The sequence below is a fragment of the Bacillus cereus group sp. BfR-BA-01356 genome (assembly GCF_022663635.1).
GTDB classification, from domain to species: domain Bacteria; phylum Bacillota; class Bacilli; order Bacillales; family Bacillaceae_G; genus Bacillus_A; species Bacillus_A cereus.
Genome location: NZ_JAKUFX010000118.1, coordinates 1 through 18,195, shown reverse-complemented (window position 1 = coordinate 18,195; position 18,195 = coordinate 1). Strand labels below are relative to the sequence as shown.

Below are 18,195 nucleotides of genomic sequence, written 5' to 3'. Positions count from 1 at the left end.
GTTTATTTGAGATGCTTATTTTTAAGAGTATGCTTTTATTTTAGGAATGTTTTGATCCGATGAGTCGAAAGCTCAGGTTGTGCTCACTCTTAAGTTGATGGGCATGGGATTTTCATAGTCAGCAGCATAAATACCGTTCTCTAACTCCGTACGCCATTCATTTAATAGTGCAACTCGATCTTGTTTTACAAGTGTTGTATTACGAGACATAATATCAATTGCACGGTTTACAATCCATAAATGAGAATTCACGCCTTCTTTATGTTTATCTTCAGCAGACCAGCGCGGAATAACTCCAAATCTCTGTGCCCCATCATTTTCATGAGCAAATGCAACACTTTGTAATGGAGCAACTAATGTAATAGCTGCTGCTAAAGCAAGTACTTTCTTTTTCATATAAAATCCTCCATTTTATAATTGAATTATTGTAAACATTTTGTTAGGATCCTATGATGTCGTCCGGTTAACCTATGACTAGAATATCCCACCTTTCACGAAATTTCTATCACTAAATTAAAATATGTAAATGTTCATATCATTATAACTTTATACACAGTGAATATAATGAATGAATACACTTTCATTTTAATAAACTATTATTAAGGCTTGTCTAAACTAATGTAAAAAAAAAGTAAAGCATCTGAATGCTTTACTCTTTTTTTCTATTCGATAATATACTTGGCAATTGTACATTAACTGCTAACTTATGAATAAATCCAAACACTAGTCCAATCCCAATAAATATGTATAAGATTGTAAATATCTTTCCGAAATCAGTTTGCGGACTAAAATTCCCATCACCGACAGTCGTCAACGTGACCACACTAAAATATAAAGCGTCAATAGGACGTAATCCTTCAACTGTACTATAAAAAATCGTACCCGATATTAAAGTCAGAATTGTTAATACAAATAATACTTGAAATTCTTTATCTTTCCACGCTCGTAAACAGGCTCTTAACATTCGCTTTAAAGTTAACAAAAATGAAAGCATTAGATTCTCCCTTCCAAACAAAAATACATTGAGTCAAAGGAAAGTCTATCACCTTTCAGTATAGAAAAAAAGTAGCCCTCTTCTATTTCTAGAAAAGGGCTACTTTATTCGATTCTATCTTATTTAGGTGAAACAAGAATTTTCACTTGTGTTTTATCTTTTACCAGTGCTTCAAATCCTTCTTCAACAACTTGATCGACTATAATTTTTTTCGTAATTAATTTCTCTGCTTGAATTTGACCAGAGCTAATTAATTTAATAACGGCTGGGAAGATGTGACGGTATCCTAAAATACCAATAACTTCTTTTTCTTTTAATACTAAATTATTTGGAGTAATTGTTGCGTCTTTTTCCCATACACTAACAATTACAGTTTATCCTTCAAAGCTTGTACTTTCAATCGCTTGACGTAGTACAACTTCAACACCTGTTACTTCAAAGCTAACATTTACCCCTAAACCATTTGTTAAGTTACGAATTTCAGCTAACACATCTTGAGTTGCTGGATTTAATACATAATCCGCACCTGCTAATTTCGCTAACTCTTGACGTTCTTTAGAAAGTTCAACTGCAATAACAGGAGTTGCTCCTGCTGCTTTAGCTGCTTGGATAACAAGAAGTCCAATTGGACCGCAACCAAATACCGCTACAGCTTCCCCTTCTTTTAATTTACTTTGACGTACTGCATGAACTGCTACTGCTGCTGGTTCTACAAGCGCACCTTGTTCATACGTCATTTCATCTGGAATGTGATGAACCATATCTTCTGGTACTACTGTATATTCAGAGAAACCGCCGCCTTCTCCGCCAAGACCGTGGAAAACAAGTTGTTCACAAACATTGTAATGTCCATGTTTACAAGCTTCACATTTACCACAAGAATAAATTGGCTCTACAACAACGCGGTCTCCCACTTTATGAGATGTAACTCCTTCACCAATCTCTATTACCTCACCACTAAACTCATGACCTAAAATAACAGGTGCTTTCACATGTGTTAATGGATGTTCTTCTGTTGGAATAAAAATAGGCCCTGCTAAATATTCATGCAAGTCTGTCCCACAAATACCACACCATTTAACTTTGATTTTCACTGTTCCTGGTTTTACTGTTGGTTCTGGTACTTCTTCTACTCGTACATCACGTTGATTATGCCAAAGTAGTGCTTTCATTTTATACATCCCTCTCTATGTATATACTTAACCTGGTGAAGTTTACAATTCTATTATAATACTTCTATCCATATATTTCAAAAAAACAATCACATTCCCACTAATTTTTTACAAATAACGTTCAATATTTTGTCACTTTGTACTTTTTTCCACATCTGTTAATTCAATTTCATTGCAGGTGAAATTAGCATTGTGCCATAATAGCATAGGAGAGGTGAATATCGCTTGAAATATTTTATTTACTTTATCGTTATCGTGGCATTTTTAGATACATTTTCACAATTACCTATTATGAGTACTTTCGCTCAAAGCCTTGGAGGAACTCCTCTTATTATCGGGCTAGTTGTCGGTATGTACTCATTCGCTAATATGATCGGTAATATTATTGCTGGAGCCGCTGTCGATAAATTTGGTGCAAAAAAAATCCTTTATATAAGCATGGGAATTACGAGTTTCATAGTCTTGTTATACACCGTTGTTCAAAGTGGTGAACAACTATTAGTTGTGCGCTTTATGCATGGATTTAGTGATGGCTTTTTAATTCCTGCTGCCTTTACATTTTTATCAAAACAAACAAATGCAAAAAGACAAGGAAAAGCAATGGCTCTATCTGGTGCTGCTGTTGGAACAGCCGCAATCGTAGGACCTGCTTTCAGCGGTATTATGAAAGCAACAGCTGGCGTAGAATGGGTCTTCATTACTATTTCTATTTTAATGGCTCTTGGTACGATCGTATCTCTATTCTTCTTACCAAATAACGTATCAAGAAAAGATACATCAAGAACACAAATGATGAACAAAGAAGATATGGTTGAACTTTTAAAATCAGAACCGTTATTACAAGCATATATTGGTGCTTTCACATTAATGTTTTCACAAGGAATTGTCACTTACATGTTACCAGTAAAAGTTGAGGCATTAGCGCTTAAAGCATCCACAACAGGCATGATGTTAAGTGTATTTGGTATAACTGCTATCCTCTTCTTCTTACTTCCAACAAATCGTATTTATGATCGATTTAATCGTTCGAAACTAATGCTAATCGGAATTGCAGTTATGGCATTCGCATTATCTTTACTCGGATTATTTGCTACAAAAGGTATGCTCTTTATCGTAATGATGATTTATGGAATTGGATTCGCAATCCTCTTTCCATCTATTAACGCTTTACTCGTTGAAAATACTACAGACGATAATCGCGGAAAGGCATTCGGATTATTTTATGCCTTCTTCTCATTAGGAGTTGTTGCTGGCTCCTTTACAGTCGGCGCAATCGGAGCATCACCTAGCGTCAGCTTCATTATCGGGACAGCATTTTTATTAACATTTGCTGGGATGATTTATGTAAGAAGCAAAGTAAAAAAGACAATGATGGGATAATCCATCGTTGTCTTTTTTTTAATGCATATTGATATAACTCGTAATATAATGGAAGCGTTGGAATAATGCCAATTAATTTAAATATAAAAGGTAACCGCTCATCTCCTTCTTCATATAAACGAAAAACAAAAACTGTAGTTAAAGTCCAAATGACGCTAAACAAGAAGATACATTTCCAAACAATTGAGGTTAATATTTGTATATCAAATACAAAACCAAAGAGCCCTATCGAATAGAACTCTTTTTGCCCAATATATTACTTTTGTGTATAACCAAATAACAATGTAAATAAATTGAGCCGTAGAGGCAATAATACATCTCTTCTTTTAAACAGAAAGTTTATAAATACTGACGATACTTCGACAATTTCCTCGGAAATATTTCCTTTCCCCACATAATTTGATACAGTACACATGAATAAACACTTGTATTACATAAAGTGAAACTTTAATCAGTGGGGGTTTGGTTCCTCCCCACTGATTATTAGTTGAACCAATCGGGCTTTTACGGGCAGTTGATCTCCCAACTAACTTCTTTACTTCCACTGAATTTTGAGGTGGGGATCTTACTGACCGTTAATGCGGGATAAACTAAAATAATAACTTACTGTACAAATCAAAAAGCACACTCTTCATATGAAGAATGTGCTTTTATGTTATTAACGTTTAATCCAAACAGCGCCTGCCGATTTATCTTCTGCCTGTCCAACAACTTGGAATTTAAGTCCAAGGTTTGGAACTTTTCTTCCTGCGTCTGCAATTTGCTTGTTACTATATACTTTTGAATCATCAAAAGTTGTAACACCTTGTAATCCAGAATAGTTAAACTGACCACGTGTTAATGAATTTACACTCCATGCTGGTGTTTTATCAAATGAAAATGCAGCATCTGCAATTTGCATGCCCGTATTACCGTATGCTGGTTTTCCGTTTAAATTACCAACTAGCGCTTCTGGATGAGAATCTACAACACCCAGGAATCCTTCACCTGGATGCATCCCAACCCAGTTATCTTTGAAACTATCATCTGCATACCAAACGACAAGGCCTGTATTATACACTGGACCTTTTCCTGCTTTTAAACCATTATCTGATCCCGCATAGTTTCTCCACTCTAAGTAGTAATAATGAGCTTTCTTCTCTGTCCCATCAGAAACAACAAAACCATTTAAATTCATTTTAGACTGTCCTTCTACATCATCAGAAAATATAACTTGTCCATCAACAGTTACATTTACATTGTCCATCGCAAAACCTTTATATGTTACAGCCGGATCTGTAATATAGTCGAATTGTAGTTTCACTTTTTTGCCTTTAAATTGACTTAAATCATATGATTTATCAATCCATTTCCCATCTGTTGTATCTTTATCTCCTTGGACTACTTTTTCCCCAAGTCTATCAATTAATGTTTTCGTTCCATCTTCTGTTACTGCATGTACTTCGACGAAATCGCACTCTGCTTCTAACTCATAATTTGCTTTATAATCGAATTTTGCATTTGTTCCTTTCGTTAAATCAAAGAATGGTGTCTCTAACGTTGTATGCATATCATCGCCTCTTGTACTATAATATGCATGCTTTCCAAACTCCGGTTTAATCGTTTCAACACTTTTACCTGGTAAGTTAACACGTACAACGCCTGGACGATTTGATTTCGTAACACTTTGATCAATATAGGTAGGAACTCCCACACCACTCTTAATTTTATCGTAATCTACTTCTAATATTTTTGCCCAGTTGCCACCCATATTCTTTTGTAAGAAATCTTTATTTTGTGGTGAAAAACTAGTCGGCTCTGTTCCTGCGATTTTCCCTGTCCAACTACCTCCACTCATTAATGACCAAGCTTCGACTGGTGAACCATTTCCAGTATATTTCGTGTCATATTCATCTGGTAATCCAAGATCATGTCCAAATTCATGTGCAAACACACCTACAGCTCCATCTTCTGGTTCAATTGTGTAATCATGTGCTGCTACTTTACCACCAAAGTAATCTACCTTTGATTTCGTACCTTCAATCGCTACTGGATCTACTGCTAATTTTGAACGATGTGACCAGATCGCATCATCACCTAATTTACCGCCACCAGCTTCTTGACCAACACCAGCATGGATTACCATTAAATGATCAATTACACCGTCAGGTTCATTTTGATTCCCGTCCCCGTTTGTATCATATCTATCAAATTGATCAAACTGGGATAAATCTAGTCCTTTCTCAGCAGCTGCATGCAAAGCTTCTTTCACTAAATCACGTGCACCCTTTGGACCTTTATTATCGTGACCACTGCTACCATCAGCTCCATAATCAGATGCTTTTCCTGGAACAGTTAGCCACTCCGTTACATATCCATCTGTCGTATAACTACCACCAGACTGCTCTTCATAGTATTGTTTAAACGTTTTTACTTTTGAACCATCAAATAAAGTATACGGCTCATTACCGAACAACATCTTTTGATAATGTTCTCTACTAAAGTCTTTCGAATACATATAACCTGGTGTTTGATCAATATTATTATGTTTATAATCACTAAATTCAACGAGTAACACTAATACTTTATCCGATCGAACAGATCCCTTATATGGAGCTTGCTTTGCTTTTGAAGTTGGAACTTGCCCATTCAATTGCTTTTTATTTGGTTCTGGCTTTTGCTCAAGGCTAACATTTTTTTCAGCCTTTTTTACATTTTCCTTTTCTTCCATCTTTTTCTCTTTTACTTTTTTTGTGAAATCAGACGTTTCTTGTGAGTGAGCATCTGGAAGAATTTCTTTATTCGCCTGATCTCCTTGTTTCTTTTCAATATATTGCTCGACAGCTTTTTTCGTCTCTTCTTTAGAAGATGCTGGATTAATTGTTCCTCTTTCTTTCAGTGCTTCCGCTAAACGATCTTCTTGAATTAAATTGTAATCAATTGGTGTTGTAGATACATTATCTTTCTCTTTTGCTGGCGTTTCTGCGTATGTTAATGGAGCACTCATTACAGATGTGCATCCGATAATTGCCGCAATTGCTAATGACGATAACACTTTAAATGGCGCTTTTCTTCTCATTCCATTTCTCTCCTTTTATAAAACTTAAAATTCAGATAAATAAGTACATTTTTGTCGAAATCCCCGTTTACTACCCTCCCTATATAAAAAGGCATAATTCTATAAACGTTAAGCTTTCTGTTATAGAATCATGCCCTCCAGTTTTCTGGTCAGACCCTCTATCTTTTTATCCCTTGGTTCAATTAATAATCAGTGTGGGGATGAACAAAGTCCCCACTGATTAAAGTTTCACTTTATATCGAAATATGAAAAATAAAGAGTTATGTGATATATATTAAATATCTTATATAACAAATTTAAAAGACAATATGCAAAATTGCATGAAAATTCTTTTAAATAAAAAAGAATCCTAGTCAATTAAACTAGGATTCTTGCTTTTCTATTATTTCTCTTGTGTTTTTTCCCAATCAGCTAAGAATTTCTCAATTCCTTGATCTGTTAATGGGTGCTTCACTAATGAAGCAATTACGTTTGCTGGGATTGTTGCAATATGTGCACCGTTTAATGCTGCGTCAGTTACGTGAACACTGTGACGTACAGATGCTGCAATGATTTCTGTTTCGATGCCATGAATCGCAAAGATTTCTGCGATTTGACGAATTAAGTCCATACCGTTATGACCGATATCGTCTAAGCGACCTAAGAATGGTGAAACGTATGTTGCACCAGCACGAGCTGCAAGTAACGCTTGAACTGCTGAGAATACTAATGTAACGTTTGTACGAATTCCTAAGTCAGAGAATGCTTTTACTGCTTTTAAACCTTCTGTTGTCATTGGAACTTTTACAACAACGTTTGGAGCAATTTTCGCTAATTCTTTTCCTTCTTCAATCATTTTATCAGCTTCTAAGCTAATTACTTCTGCACTTACAGGACCTTCTACAACGTTGCAAATTTCACGAATGCGCTCGTGAAAATCTACGCCTTCTTTTGCTACAAGTGATGGATTTGTCGTTACTCCAGCTAATACGCCTAATGCATTTGCCTCTTTAATTTCGTTAATGTTTGCTGTATCAATAAAGAATTTCATTTGTTATTCTTCCTTCCTAATTTTCATTTTATATTTATTTTTTTTTCTTAATAAGCTCTAATTCAATCGGAATAGATTTGTCCACTTTTTTACCTTGTGTTATCTCTTTTGCTGTTTGCATCGCCTTCTCTCCGATTAATTCTGGTTTTTGAGCGACTGTTGCAGCCATACGCCCATCGTTAACCGCTTTCACAGCATCTTCTGTTGCATCAAATCCAACAACTACTACATCTGTTTTTCCAGCAGACTTCAACGCTTCAAGTGCACCTAATGCCATCTCGTCGTTATGAGCAAACACGGCTTTAATATCGCTATTTGCTTGCAAAATGTTTTCCATAACAGATAATCCTTTCGCCCTATCAAAATCAGCCGCTTGTTTTGCAACTACTTTTAAAGACTTATCGGCTACGTTATGGAATCCTTTCCCACGTTCACGAGCGGCAGAGGATCCAGGGATTCCTTCTAACTCAGCAACGTTTGCTCCTTCGCCGACTAATTCACGAATGTAATCACTAGCCATTTGACCACCTTCAATATTATTAGAGGCAATGTGAGAAACAACCTTACCTGAATTTGCAACGCGGTCTACTGTAATAACAGGAACGTTCGCTGCATTTGCAGCACTTACCGCTGAAGCAACAGCATCTGAATCGGTCGGGTTAATAACAACTACATCGACACCTTTTTGAATTAAATCTTCAACATCGTTCGTTTGCTTTGCTGCATCATTTTGTGCATCAACAGCAATCAATTCAATGCCGCTTTCTTTCGCCTTCTTTTCTGCACCCTTTTTCAAAGTTACAAAGAAGGGATTATTTAAAGTTGAAACAGAGAATCCAACTTTAATAGTTTTATTTCGACCTTTATCGCTAGAATCCTTTGCCCATTCTGGTGGTTCCATTGAACAACCAGCAGTAACGACCATAATACATGCAACGAGTATAAGTAACCATTTCTTCATGAACTGTCCCTCCATTACGCTTCTTTTCTGCGATCAATTAATACAGCTAGTAAGATTACAAGTCCTTTTACAACTTGTTGGAAGAAAGAAGATACACCTAATAAATTTAAACCGTTATTTAGTACACCAATAATAAGTACACCGATGAATGTACCAACAATCCATCCTCTTCCCCCAGAAAGACTTGTTCCACCTAATACAACTGCTGCAATTGCATCTAATTCGTAAGAAGTACCTGCAGTCGGCTGTGCAGAATCTAATCGTGATGTTAAGACAATACCTGCAAGCGCTGCCAAAATTCCGGAAAGACCGTAAATCATTACTTTAATTCTCGTAACATTAATACCTGATAGTGCTGCTGCTTCTTCATTTCCACCAATTGCAAATGTACGGCGACCAAATGTCGTTTTCTTCAAAATGAAGTACAGTACTGCGAAAGCGATCATCATTGTAACAGCGGGTACCGGAATACCAAGAAAATAACCACGGCCAAACATTTGGAACATTAAATGATCACCAAGACCAGTGATCGGACGTCCGTCCATATAAACAAGCGTCAACCCACGAAAAATAGTCATTGTTGCTAAAGTTGCAATAAATGGAGCTACTTTTCCTTTCGCAATGATGATACCGTTTACAATTCCCATTACAAGACCTGCTAATAGTCCAACTGCCATTGCAAGGAACGGATCCATGCCACTTGCCATCATTCCAGCTACAAGTGCACTTGATAATGCTAAAATAGAACCTACCGATAAGTCAATACCCCCTGTTAAAATTACGAAGGTCATTCCGAATGCAATAAGCGCATTAATCGATACTTGACGCAGTATATTAAATAAATTTGGAATTTCAATAAACGCTGGATTTAAAGCTGTAATTACGACGATAATTAATACTAAACCGATTAAAGAACCAAGTTGTTGTAATACATTCCCCTTCTTAGCCATCCTTACTCTCCCCCTGTAGCTAGTGCCATAATAGACTCTTGTGATGCCTCATCTTTCCCTAAAACTCCGCCGACTTTTCCTTCATGAATAACAAGAACTCGATCACTCATCCCTAAAACTTCCGGAAGCTCAGATGATACCATAATAACGGCATCGCCTTGCTCTGTAAGCTTATTCATAATAGAGTAAATTTCTTTTTTCGCTCCAACATCAACACCCCTTGTTGGCTCATCTAAAATGAGTAATTGCGGATGAATGCCTAACCATTTTGCGATTACAATCTTTTGCTGATTTCCACCAGAAAGAGATTTCACTGCCTGCTCTCCGCTAGATGCTTTCACATTAAGAAGCTTCATCATATCCTCTGTAAACTGTTGTTCTAGCTCGTTGCTTAGAACACTTCCCTTTGAAAGACTTTCTAAATTCGGTAAAGCTAAATTTTCTCGAATTGAAAAATCTAACACTAATCCTTCAGACTTTCTATCTTCTGTAATGAAAGCAATTCTTTGTCTAATTGCATCTATTGGACTATCAATCTTTACTTCTTGTCCATTTATAAAAATTTGTCCAGAGTCTAAAGGTTCATAACCAAATATCGCTTTCATAATATCAGTGCGACCAGCCCCCATCAAACCAGCTACACCAAGGATTTCACCTTTCCTCACTTGAAACGAAACATTTTCAAATTTCCCTTTCTTCGTTCCGTTACGCATTTCAAAAATGACATCACCAATTTGACTATTTCGCTCTGGGTAACGTTCACCAATGCTGCGCCCCACCATCATACTCACTACTTCATCAAATGATGTTTCTGGAATTAATCTCTTTCCCACGTATTCTCCATCACGCAAAATCGTAATAGCATCACATATTGAGAAAATCTCTTCCATACGATGCGAAATGTACACGAATGAAACACCTTCTTTACGTAACTTATTGATTACTGTAAAGAGCGTTTCGATTTCACGATCCGTCAGTGCCGCAGTAGGTTCATCCATAATAATAACGCTCGCGTTTGTCATTAATGCTTTCGCAATTTCGATAATTTGCTGTTGTCCAACCGATAATTCCTCTGCTAACATAGCGCCTCTTACATGCAACCCTAACTCCGCTAGTTGCTGCTGCGCAATCGCGTTCATTTGTCGAGTGCGTAAAATACCTGTTTTCCCATACATTAACTCTTTACCGAGAAACATATTTTCAGCTACTGTTAAATTCGGCAATATGTTTAGTTCTTGATGTATAAATGCGATGCCGTACTCTTCAGCTTCTTTCGCATTTTTAAAGGTGCGCTCTTGCCCATCAATTGTGATTGTCCCACCATCTTTTTTGTATACACCTGTTAAAATCTTCATGAGCGTTGATTTACCCGCTCCATTTTCCCCCATCAATGCATGGACTTCTCCTGTTTCAATCATAAACTGTGCATTCTTCAGAACAGGATTTCCATTGAACGCCTTTGAAATGTTTTTCATTTCAATATGCATTCCCATCACTTCCCTTTATTAAAAAATCACGCCTGCATGTAAAATTACATTTGCATAAGGCGTAGCCTCGCCTGTACGAATAATCGCCTTCGCTTTCTTTGTATGCTCTTTAAATTGCTCATGAGATACATACTCAAATGCTGGCTCTGTTAATTTCTGCTCGATCTCTTTATTTACTGCCGCATTATTTATAATGACTTCTTCTGCTAACGTCACTTTTTCGATTACCATATCATCAGCTACAACTTGTAACACTTCTAAAAAACTCGGTTTTCCAATCTCAACAGCTAAATCAATTCGTTTTACTCCATCCGGAATCGGTAACCCGCAATCAGCAATTACAACCGTATCTGTATGCCCAAGTGAAGCAAGGACTGCCGCGATTTCACTATTTAATACACCATGCTTTTTCATCCAACAATCACCTGCACTTCACGTACTCGATCTCTCGTTGGCATACCGCCCTGTGCTCCAAGTTTCGTTACAGAAAGACCACCGGCAATATTCGCGAAACGAATTGCTTTTTGAAGTGTCTCTCCTTCAGAAAGTGCAACTGCTAACGCACCATTAAATGTATCACCAGCTCCAGTTGTATCCACTACATCAACAGCAATGCTAGGAACATGTACAATCTCCGTGCCATTATGGAAACGAACACCGTTAGAACCTTCTGTCATCAATAATTTATTGGGATACTTCGCCAATAAATCTTCAATTGGTGATGTAAAATCATCTAATACGATGCGGCACTCATGTTCATTTGGCGTAATATAAGTTGCCTTTTCTAAAATGTATTCTGATAAAACTTGTGCTGGCGCTGGATTTAACATAACAGGAATATTATGTTCCTCACAAATAGCCAATACATATTTTACTGTTTCAAGTGGAATTTCTAGTTGAAGAACAACCATATCCGCTTTTACAAGAAGGTCTTTGGAGCGATCTACAACTGACTTATTTACAAGAGCATTTGCCCCTTGTACGACAACAATACTGTTATCTTCTTCTGCTAAAACGATATGAGCAATTCCTGTCGTTCCATCTGTAACCGGTACCACATAATCGATAAAAATGCGTTCGTTCTCTAGATTTTTTCTAACTACTGTTCCATAATCATCATTTCCTACCGCTCCAACCATTGCTACATTTGCTCCTAACCTAGCTGCAGCAACTGCTTGGTTTGCCCCTTTCCCTCCTGGGATTGTATGAAACGCTTCACCAATTACTGTTTCTCCTGCTTTCGGGCGTTTTTTTGAAACAGCCACTAAGTCCATTGAAATGCTTCCTACTACTGCAATATTTGGCATCTGTTTCATCTCCTTACTTCGTTGTATTTCGTTCTATAATTTCAATCGGCAAACGATAATGTTTCTCTTCTAATGTATTTCCTTCCATTTGCTCTAACAACAACTCTGTTGCAATTTTCCCCATTTCATATATCGGTTGTGCAACTGTCGTAATAGATGGATACATCATTTCCGTTAAAGAAATGCCATCAAATCCGATAATTTGTAAATCATCTGGAATGGCAATCCCCTTTTGAAGTGCCGCCTTTACAATACCGATCGCAATTAAATCATTCCCAGCGACAATACCATCAATATGCGGGTATTCTTCTAATAATTCCATCGCTACACGCTCACTATTTGCTGGATCAAACGTACTCTCTGCAATCATATATGAAAGATTATTTTGCGTAATAACGTCTACAAAACCTTCAAAACGTTCATTTGCAGTACTCACATCACGTGGACCGCGAATATGTGCAATATGTTTACATCCTTTATCTAGTAACAACTTTGTCGCAGCCTGACTTCCTGCATAGTTATCTGCATATACAGTAGGAATACGCTCATTAAACATACGGTCAATCGCAACAACTGGAACAGATAAATTCATGTAATTAACACTATTTTGTGGATTCGTTGCTACAATAAATCCATCTACATTATTTTGTCTAAGTACATCAATATATTGTTTCTCTTTTTCTAAACTTTCATCAGAGTTACAAAGGACAACTGTGTAACCTTGTTTATGTGCTACATCTTCTACGGCACGTGCAACTTCCGGAAAGAATGGATTCACGATATTTGGAACAACTAAGCCAATTAAACGAGACTTTTTATTATACAGTGAACGCGCTACTGTACTAGGCTTATAATCTAACATCTCAATTGCACGTTCTACCTTTTTTAATGTATCTTCGTGAACATATCCATTTTTATTTAGAACTCTGGAAACGGTCGCAACAGATACTCCCGCTAATTTCGCAACGTCTTTGATCGTACTCATTCTCTTTTCTCCTCATTTCATGTAACCGTTTACAGAAAATAATATAACGTATTTCTAAAAATACGTCAATCATTTCTCACTAAAAAGCTTTTAAGGTTATACTCAAAAAAGCACCGCCATAAGGCGATGCTTCTTCATTACGAGTATGATACAGTTTTTTCTTTTTCTTCTACAACAGGCTCTTTAGCATCTTTTTTACGATCTGATAATTTAATTTTTTGTAAGAAAATCGTAAAGATGGCACCTACTACGATAAATACTAATCCTGTTAAGAATACAGTATGAAGCGAGTCTACTAAAGAGTTTTTCAAAATAGGTACAATGCTGTTAGCGAACGCTTCTGGCATTTGTTTTAATGCCTCTGGGCTAAATAGCATTGAATATAAACCTTGTGGATCTGTGTGAATCATATCTTTAAATTTCGTTACCATTTGTCCCGCTTCTTTCGGGAATGTATCTAATACAGGTACTAAATTTTTTGTTAATGTCGTACCTGAAGTGTTATTCATAATTGACCCTAAAATTGTAATACCAAATGTACCACCGATTTGTCGGAAGAATTGACTTGATGACGTTACGACACCAAGGTCTTTTTTCGGGAAGCTTTCTTGTAACGCTAATGTTAATGTAGGCATTACAAGACCCATTCCTAAACCGATAACCATCATATAAGAAGTAGCTGTAAGCTTCGTTGTGTGCATATCCATCGTTGTTAATAACCAGAAACCACCGGCCATAATAAGCATACCTGCGATAATTTGTGGTTTTACACCAACTTTTAATACAAGTTGCCCACCGATAATACTCATCACAATCATTGTAATCATCATTGGAGTCATAATTGTTCCTGATTCAGCAGCACTTACTCCTACAATCCCTTGCATGAAGAATGGTACGAACATAATCGCACCGAACATTCCAATACTCATAAAGAATCCAATCGCATTCAGTATTGTAAATGTGCGATTTTTAAAGAAGTGCATTGGTAAAATTGGCTCTTCAGCTTTCGTTTCAACGATAACAAAGCTAACGATACCAATTACAGCTAGTGCAAATAAACCGATAATTTGCCAAGAATCCCATGCATAATCTTTTCCGCCAAACGTTAGCGCAAGTAATAAACTTACAACACCGAGAATCATCGTAAAGATTCCAGCGATATCAATTTTAATTGGTCCTGTTTGTTTATGTGATTTTAATCCCATTGCAATAAAGATTGTTGCTAAAATACCAACCGGTAAGTTAATGTAGAATACCCATCTCCAGTTCACTGCATCTACAATCCAACCACCAACTTGTGGTCCAATTACAGAAGCAAGGCCGTATAACGCCCCAAAAATACCTTGCCATTTCGCACGTTCTTTTCCCGTGAATATATCTCCAATAATAATCATAGCCATTGGCATCATAATACCGCCACCAAGACCTTGAATACCACGGAAAATAATTAATTCTGTCATACCATTTGCCATACCACATAACGCCGAACCAATCATGAAAATAACTAGCCCTGTTATATATACGTTACGACGACCAAGTAAATCAGCTAATTTACCTGCAATTGGTACAACTGTCGTTGATGTTAACATATAAGCTGTTGTTAACCATGTCATTAAGCTTAATCCACCTAGGTCACCGACGATACGTGGCATTGCTGTACCGACAATTGTTCCATCTAATGCAGCAAATAGCATCGCGATAATTAAACCGATTAACAACAACTTTCTATTTTGATTTTCTTGTTGCTCCATGTAATCTCCTCAATTCCTCTTAGTTATTCTCTTTTTTCTCTTGTGTCCCGCAAATAATGGTTTCTAACTTCTCAAAGAGACGTAATAAATCTTCTCTTTCTTGCAACTCTAAATGTGAAAAGTATTTTGCAATATGCTCGTTACGAGCTGTCATTGCCTCTTCTACTCTAGCTTTCCCCTTTTTCGTTAACTCGATGATGACAACGCGACGGTCATCTTTGTCGTGATAGCGTTCTACAAGTTCTTGATCGATTAGACGATCAATCATCACTGTAATCGCGCTAGGCTTCACATACATCTTTTTCGCTAATGTTGTCGCTCTTGAAGCCCCATAATGATCTAGAATCTTTAAAATATAAAACTGCGGTGGTGTAAGTCCTGTCGCTTGCATTTGTTCTAATAACTCCGTTTGCATTTTCTTTCCAATCGAAAAGGCAAGAGCTTGAATTTTATCGATATGCGTCATATCATTTGGCATGTTATCCACCTCTTATTTAAACAATAAAATATTTAATGTATTTAAATATTAATCCCACGAATAAAATCCGTCAATACTTTTATTCATAAAAACGTTTACATTTTTGTCACAAAGTTGTATAATTTTCGACGAAGTTAATATTGACAGTCACGGAGAAACGGAGTACACGGCTATGAATCATAAAAAAGGAAACTTTTTTATATTTCATGGCCTTTTTATGTTCTCTGTCTTAAAACGCTTCGAATTAATTAGGGGAGGATTTTCATTTTATGTTTTTCACACAATTATTTAAACCTGCGCCCCACGCGGAACGCTTACCAGCTGATCGCGTTGATAGCGAATACCGTAAATTACGTTTACAAGTATTCTTAGGTATCTTCATCGGTTATGCAGGTTACTACTTTGTTCGAAAAAACTTTTCACTAGCAATGCCATACTTAATCGAGCAAGGCTTTAGTAAAGGGGAACTTGGGGTTATCCTTTCAGCAGTTTCTATTGCTTACGGATTAAGTAAATTTCTTATGGGTATCGTATCCGATCGTTGTAATCCTCGCTACTTTTTAGCAGCTGGGCTATTTTTATCAGGTATCATTAATATTATTTTCGGCTCATTTTCTTTCATTACAACGAGCATTATACTTATGTTTGTACTTCAGTTTTTAAATGGATGGGTACAAGGTATGGGATGGCCTCCTTGTGGTCGTACGATGGTTCACTGGTTCTCTATTAGCGAACGTGGTACAAAAATGTCCATTTGGAACGTCGCTCATAATGTTGGCGGAGCGCTTATGCCTTCCCTTGTAACATTAGGCTTATACTTCTTCGCAGATGACTGGAAAAGTATTTTTTACTTCCCAGGTATTCTTTCAATTTTAGTTGGTATTTATGTATTAATTACGATGAAAGATACGCCTCAATCTTGCGGACTACCTTCTATTGAAGAACATACTGGGGAATATCCACCAGATGAAAAAGTAAAAGATCGCGAACGCGAGCTTTCAGTAAAGGAAATTTTATTTAAATACGTATTAAACAATAAGTTTTTATGGTACATCGCTATTGCGAACGTTTTCGTATATTTCGTACGTTACGGCGTTGTAGACTGGGCTCCTACTTATTTAGTAGAAGAAAAAAGCTTTACTCATAGTAGCTCACGTACTGCTTACGCTCTATATGAATGGGCTGGTATTCCAGGTACACTTCTTTGCGGATGGATGAGTGATAAACTATTTAAAGGACGTCGTGCACCTGCTGGTATTTTATTTATGGTTGGTGTATTTATCGCAGTTCTTGTTTACTGGTTAAACCCTCCTGGTAATCCAATGGTTGATAGTATCGCACTTGTCGCAATTGGATTTTTAATTTACGGACCGGTTATGTTAATTGGTCTACACGCTCTAGATTTAGCACCAAAGAAAGCTGCTGGAACTGCAGCAGGCTTAACTGGATTCTTCGGTTACTTAGGCGGAGCAGCTTTCGCTAGTGCAGCTATGGGCTTTATCGTAGATGCATTCGGATGGGATGGCGGATTCATCTTATTACTTGCATCTTGCGTACTTGCAATGTTCTTCCTTGCTCTTACTTTAAATACAGGGTCAGTAAAATCAAAACAAGCTTAAATAATATATAACAACCATAAAAATAGCTCTTAGCATTTACATACATGCTAAGAGCTATTTTTTATTTTCATTGCTGTTCCTACTAATGATAACAACCAATTCCTTCCCTACTATAAGATTAAAAGATTTGATGAAACACCTTTATTAAAACAGCTAACGTAACAGATGCAGCAAATCCCCCTAAACAAATAAGACTGACACCTTGGCTATATGACAAATTTTGAAATGATTTCATTGCTTCCATCCTCCCTATCTCCCCTTTGATACTTTTATTTTACCAATGGGAAAAATTTCATAACATCGATTTCTCTAACAACTAACTTACAAATTTGTAAGTTAACATCTTTTCAACTTATATATCTAGTATTTCCACAAATAAGAGTCATTTATACATAAAAAAAGACCTCAGTTATACTAAGATCTTCGTTACATTCTATTTCATTTTACAATCATCACTGGACATTTCACACGCTTTGCTATTTTATGACTTACACTTCCCAGCACCATTTCTTGCAGTGTATTGAGCCCTCTACTTCCAGCAATGACAAGATCTATATCTCCTGTATTTACATATTGAACAATTGTATCTCCAGGATCACCATGTAATATCGTAATTGTATAAGAAATGTTCTCTTTCTTTAATAAACCTTCAATCTCTTTTAATTTATCTTTTCGACTAGCTGATATTGTTTCTAAATCTGTTTGACCTTGTATAATATCTGATTTTGCCGTTCTATTATCTACTACGTACACAACTTCAACATTTGTTTCTTCGCTACATTTTGCAATATATGTTGCATGTTCCGCTGCTCGAAGTGCATGTTCAGAACCGTCACATGCTAATATAATTTGTTTGTACATATGCTGAATCCCCTTTTCGTTATCCTACTCGTATTATATAATAAAGCCCCCTAAAATGATATGCTCCCCCTATAGTAGACAGAAAAAAGAAAGCTTTATATCCTGTCTACTATAAGGGGGATTTTTTTATGGGGAAAATTAGAAGAACATATGATGAAACAT

Annotated in this window: 15 protein-coding genes and 3 pseudogenes; 2 read left to right on the top strand and 16 right to left on the bottom strand. The window is 36.6% G+C overall.

The window, feature by feature from the left end; all coding sequences use genetic code 11:
- Window positions 1-105: 105 nt before the first annotated feature.
- The 3 genes and pseudogenes from MR168_RS26500 to bdhA form a co-directional block, all read right to left on the bottom strand.
- Window positions 106-396: pseudogene (locus tag MR168_RS26500) on the bottom strand (phospholipase C/P1 nuclease family protein); the annotation flags it as partial.
- 253 nt (window positions 397-649) lie between these two features.
- Window positions 650-994, bottom strand: coding sequence for a potassium channel family protein (locus MR168_RS26495; RefSeq protein WP_000948210.1), 345 nt, complete (start codon window positions 992-994; stop codon window positions 650-652).
- 119 nt (window positions 995-1,113) lie between these two features.
- A pseudogene (gene bdhA, locus MR168_RS26490) lies at window positions 1,114-2,166 on the bottom strand ((R,R)-butanediol dehydrogenase).
- A 225-nt stretch (window positions 2,167-2,391) separates the two neighbouring features.
- On the opposite strand from bdhA, the gene MR168_RS26485 reads away from it, so the two are divergent.
- Window positions 2,392-3,546, top strand: a complete 1,155-nt coding sequence (locus tag MR168_RS26485) for an MFS transporter (RefSeq protein WP_000873272.1) — start codon at window positions 2,392-2,394, stop codon at window positions 3,544-3,546.
- Here the strand turns inward: MR168_RS26485 and MR168_RS26480 are convergent.
- From MR168_RS26480 to MR168_RS26430, 11 genes and pseudogenes are all read right to left on the bottom strand, one after another.
- A pseudogene (locus tag MR168_RS26480) lies at window positions 3,467-3,775 on the bottom strand (hypothetical protein); the annotation flags it as partial. The gene MR168_RS26485 and the pseudogene MR168_RS26480 overlap by 80 nt on opposite strands.
- A gap of 429 nt (window positions 3,776-4,204) precedes the next feature.
- Entirely contained in the window at window positions 4,205-6,604 is a 2,400-nt protein-coding gene (inhA2, locus tag MR168_RS26475; RefSeq protein WP_086412263.1) for a M6 family metalloprotease immune inhibitor InhA2, read from the bottom strand.
- A gap of 382 nt (window positions 6,605-6,986) precedes the next feature.
- Window positions 6,987-7,634 carry a fructose-6-phosphate aldolase gene (fsa, locus tag MR168_RS26470; protein WP_000667661.1) on the bottom strand — a complete coding sequence of 216 codons (648 nt, stop codon included), beginning with the start codon at window positions 7,632-7,634 and terminating at the stop codon, window positions 6,987-6,989.
- A gap of 34 nt (window positions 7,635-7,668) precedes the next feature.
- Window positions 7,669-8,595 carry a ribose ABC transporter substrate-binding protein RbsB gene (gene rbsB / locus MR168_RS26465; RefSeq protein WP_000758998.1) on the bottom strand — a complete coding sequence of 309 codons (927 nt, stop codon included), beginning with the start codon at window positions 8,593-8,595 and terminating at the stop codon, window positions 7,669-7,671.
- 14 nt (window positions 8,596-8,609) lie between these two features.
- Window positions 8,610-9,545, bottom strand: a complete 936-nt coding sequence (locus MR168_RS26460) for an ABC transporter permease subunit (protein WP_001074641.1) — start codon at window positions 9,543-9,545, stop codon at window positions 8,610-8,612.
- A 2-nt stretch (window positions 9,546-9,547) separates the two neighbouring features.
- Window positions 9,548-11,032 carry a ribose ABC transporter ATP-binding protein RbsA gene (rbsA, locus tag MR168_RS26455; protein ID WP_006918021.1) on the bottom strand — a complete coding sequence of 495 codons (1,485 nt, stop codon included), beginning with the start codon at window positions 11,030-11,032 and terminating at the stop codon, window positions 9,548-9,550.
- An 18-nt stretch (window positions 11,033-11,050) separates the two neighbouring features.
- Window positions 11,051-11,446, bottom strand: a complete 396-nt coding sequence (gene rbsD / locus MR168_RS26450; RefSeq protein WP_086412264.1) for a D-ribose pyranase — start codon at window positions 11,444-11,446, stop codon at window positions 11,051-11,053.
- Entirely contained in the window at window positions 11,443-12,339 is an 897-nt protein-coding gene (gene rbsK, locus MR168_RS26445) for a ribokinase (protein WP_086412265.1), read from the bottom strand. The genes rbsD and rbsK overlap by 4 nt, the downstream gene beginning before the upstream one ends.
- A gap of 13 nt (window positions 12,340-12,352) precedes the next feature.
- Window positions 12,353-13,324, bottom strand: a complete 972-nt coding sequence (rbsR, locus tag MR168_RS26440; RefSeq protein ID WP_000104047.1) for a ribose operon transcriptional repressor RbsR — start codon at window positions 13,322-13,324, stop codon at window positions 12,353-12,355.
- Window positions 13,325-13,461: 137 nt separating this feature from the next.
- Window positions 13,462-15,075: an MDR family MFS transporter gene (locus MR168_RS26435; RefSeq protein ID WP_086412266.1), complete on the bottom strand. Its 1,614-nt coding sequence runs from the start codon at window positions 15,073-15,075 to the stop codon at window positions 13,462-13,464.
- A 19-nt stretch (window positions 15,076-15,094) separates the two neighbouring features.
- Complete coding sequence (locus MR168_RS26430) at window positions 15,095-15,553, bottom strand: MarR family winged helix-turn-helix transcriptional regulator (RefSeq protein WP_001132365.1); 459 nt, start codon at window positions 15,551-15,553, stop codon at window positions 15,095-15,097.
- Between the two features lie 269 nt (window positions 15,554-15,822).
- Between MR168_RS26430 and glpT the strand changes: the two genes are divergently transcribed.
- Window positions 15,823-17,172, top strand: a complete 1,350-nt coding sequence (glpT, locus tag MR168_RS26425; protein WP_000466385.1) for a glycerol-3-phosphate transporter — start codon at window positions 15,823-15,825, stop codon at window positions 17,170-17,172.
- Window positions 17,173-17,290: 118 nt separating this feature from the next.
- Here the strand turns inward: glpT and MR168_RS26420 are convergent, their stop codons facing one another.
- Complete coding sequence (locus MR168_RS26420) at window positions 17,291-17,407, bottom strand: DUF4027 family protein (protein ID WP_000834733.1); 117 nt, start codon at window positions 17,405-17,407, stop codon at window positions 17,291-17,293.
- 203 nt (window positions 17,408-17,610) lie between these two features.
- On the bottom strand, window positions 17,611-18,033 hold the full coding sequence (locus MR168_RS26415; protein ID WP_000277999.1) for a universal stress protein: 423 nt from the start codon (window positions 18,031-18,033) through the stop codon (window positions 17,611-17,613).
- Window positions 18,034-18,195: the final 162 nt, after the last annotated feature.

Coding starts and splice junctions, on each gene's coding strand:
- MR168_RS26495 (WP_000948210.1), bottom strand. CDS start 994: ATGCTTTCATTTTTGTTAACTTTAAAGCGAATGTTAAGAGCCTGTTTA.
- inhA2 (WP_086412263.1), bottom strand. CDS start 6,604: ATGAGAAGAAAAGCGCCATTTAAAGTGTTATCGTCATTAGCAATTGCG.
- fsa (WP_000667661.1), bottom strand. CDS start 7,634: ATGAAATTCTTTATTGATACAGCAAACATTAACGAAATTAAAGAGGCA.
- rbsB (WP_000758998.1), bottom strand. CDS start 8,595: ATGAAGAAATGGTTACTTATACTCGTTGCATGTATTATGGTCGTTACT.
- MR168_RS26460 (WP_001074641.1), bottom strand. CDS start 9,545: ATGGCTAAGAAGGGGAATGTATTACAACAACTTGGTTCTTTAATCGGT.
- rbsA (WP_006918021.1), bottom strand. CDS start 11,032: ATGCATATTGAAATGAAAAACATTTCAAAGGCGTTCAATGGAAATCCT.
- rbsD (WP_086412264.1), bottom strand. CDS start 11,446: ATGAAAAAGCATGGTGTATTAAATAGTGAAATCGCGGCAGTCCTTGCT.
- rbsK (WP_086412265.1), bottom strand. CDS start 12,339: ATGCCAAATATTGCAGTAGTAGGAAGCATTTCAATGGACTTAGTGGCT.
- rbsR (WP_000104047.1), bottom strand. CDS start 13,324: ATGAGTACGATCAAAGACGTTGCGAAATTAGCGGGAGTATCTGTTGCG.
- MR168_RS26435 (WP_086412266.1), bottom strand. CDS start 15,075: ATGGAGCAACAAGAAAATCAAAATAGAAAGTTGTTGTTAATCGGTTTA.
- MR168_RS26430 (WP_001132365.1), bottom strand. CDS start 15,553: ATGCCAAATGATATGACGCATATCGATAAAATTCAAGCTCTTGCCTTT.
- glpT (WP_000466385.1), top strand. CDS start 15,823: ATGTTTTTCACACAATTATTTAAACCTGCGCCCCACGCGGAACGCTTA.
- MR168_RS26420 (WP_000834733.1), bottom strand. CDS start 17,407: ATGAAATCATTTCAAAATTTGTCATATAGCCAAGGTGTCAGTCTTATT.
- MR168_RS26415 (WP_000277999.1), bottom strand. CDS start 18,033: ATGTACAAACAAATTATATTAGCATGTGACGGTTCTGAACATGCACTT.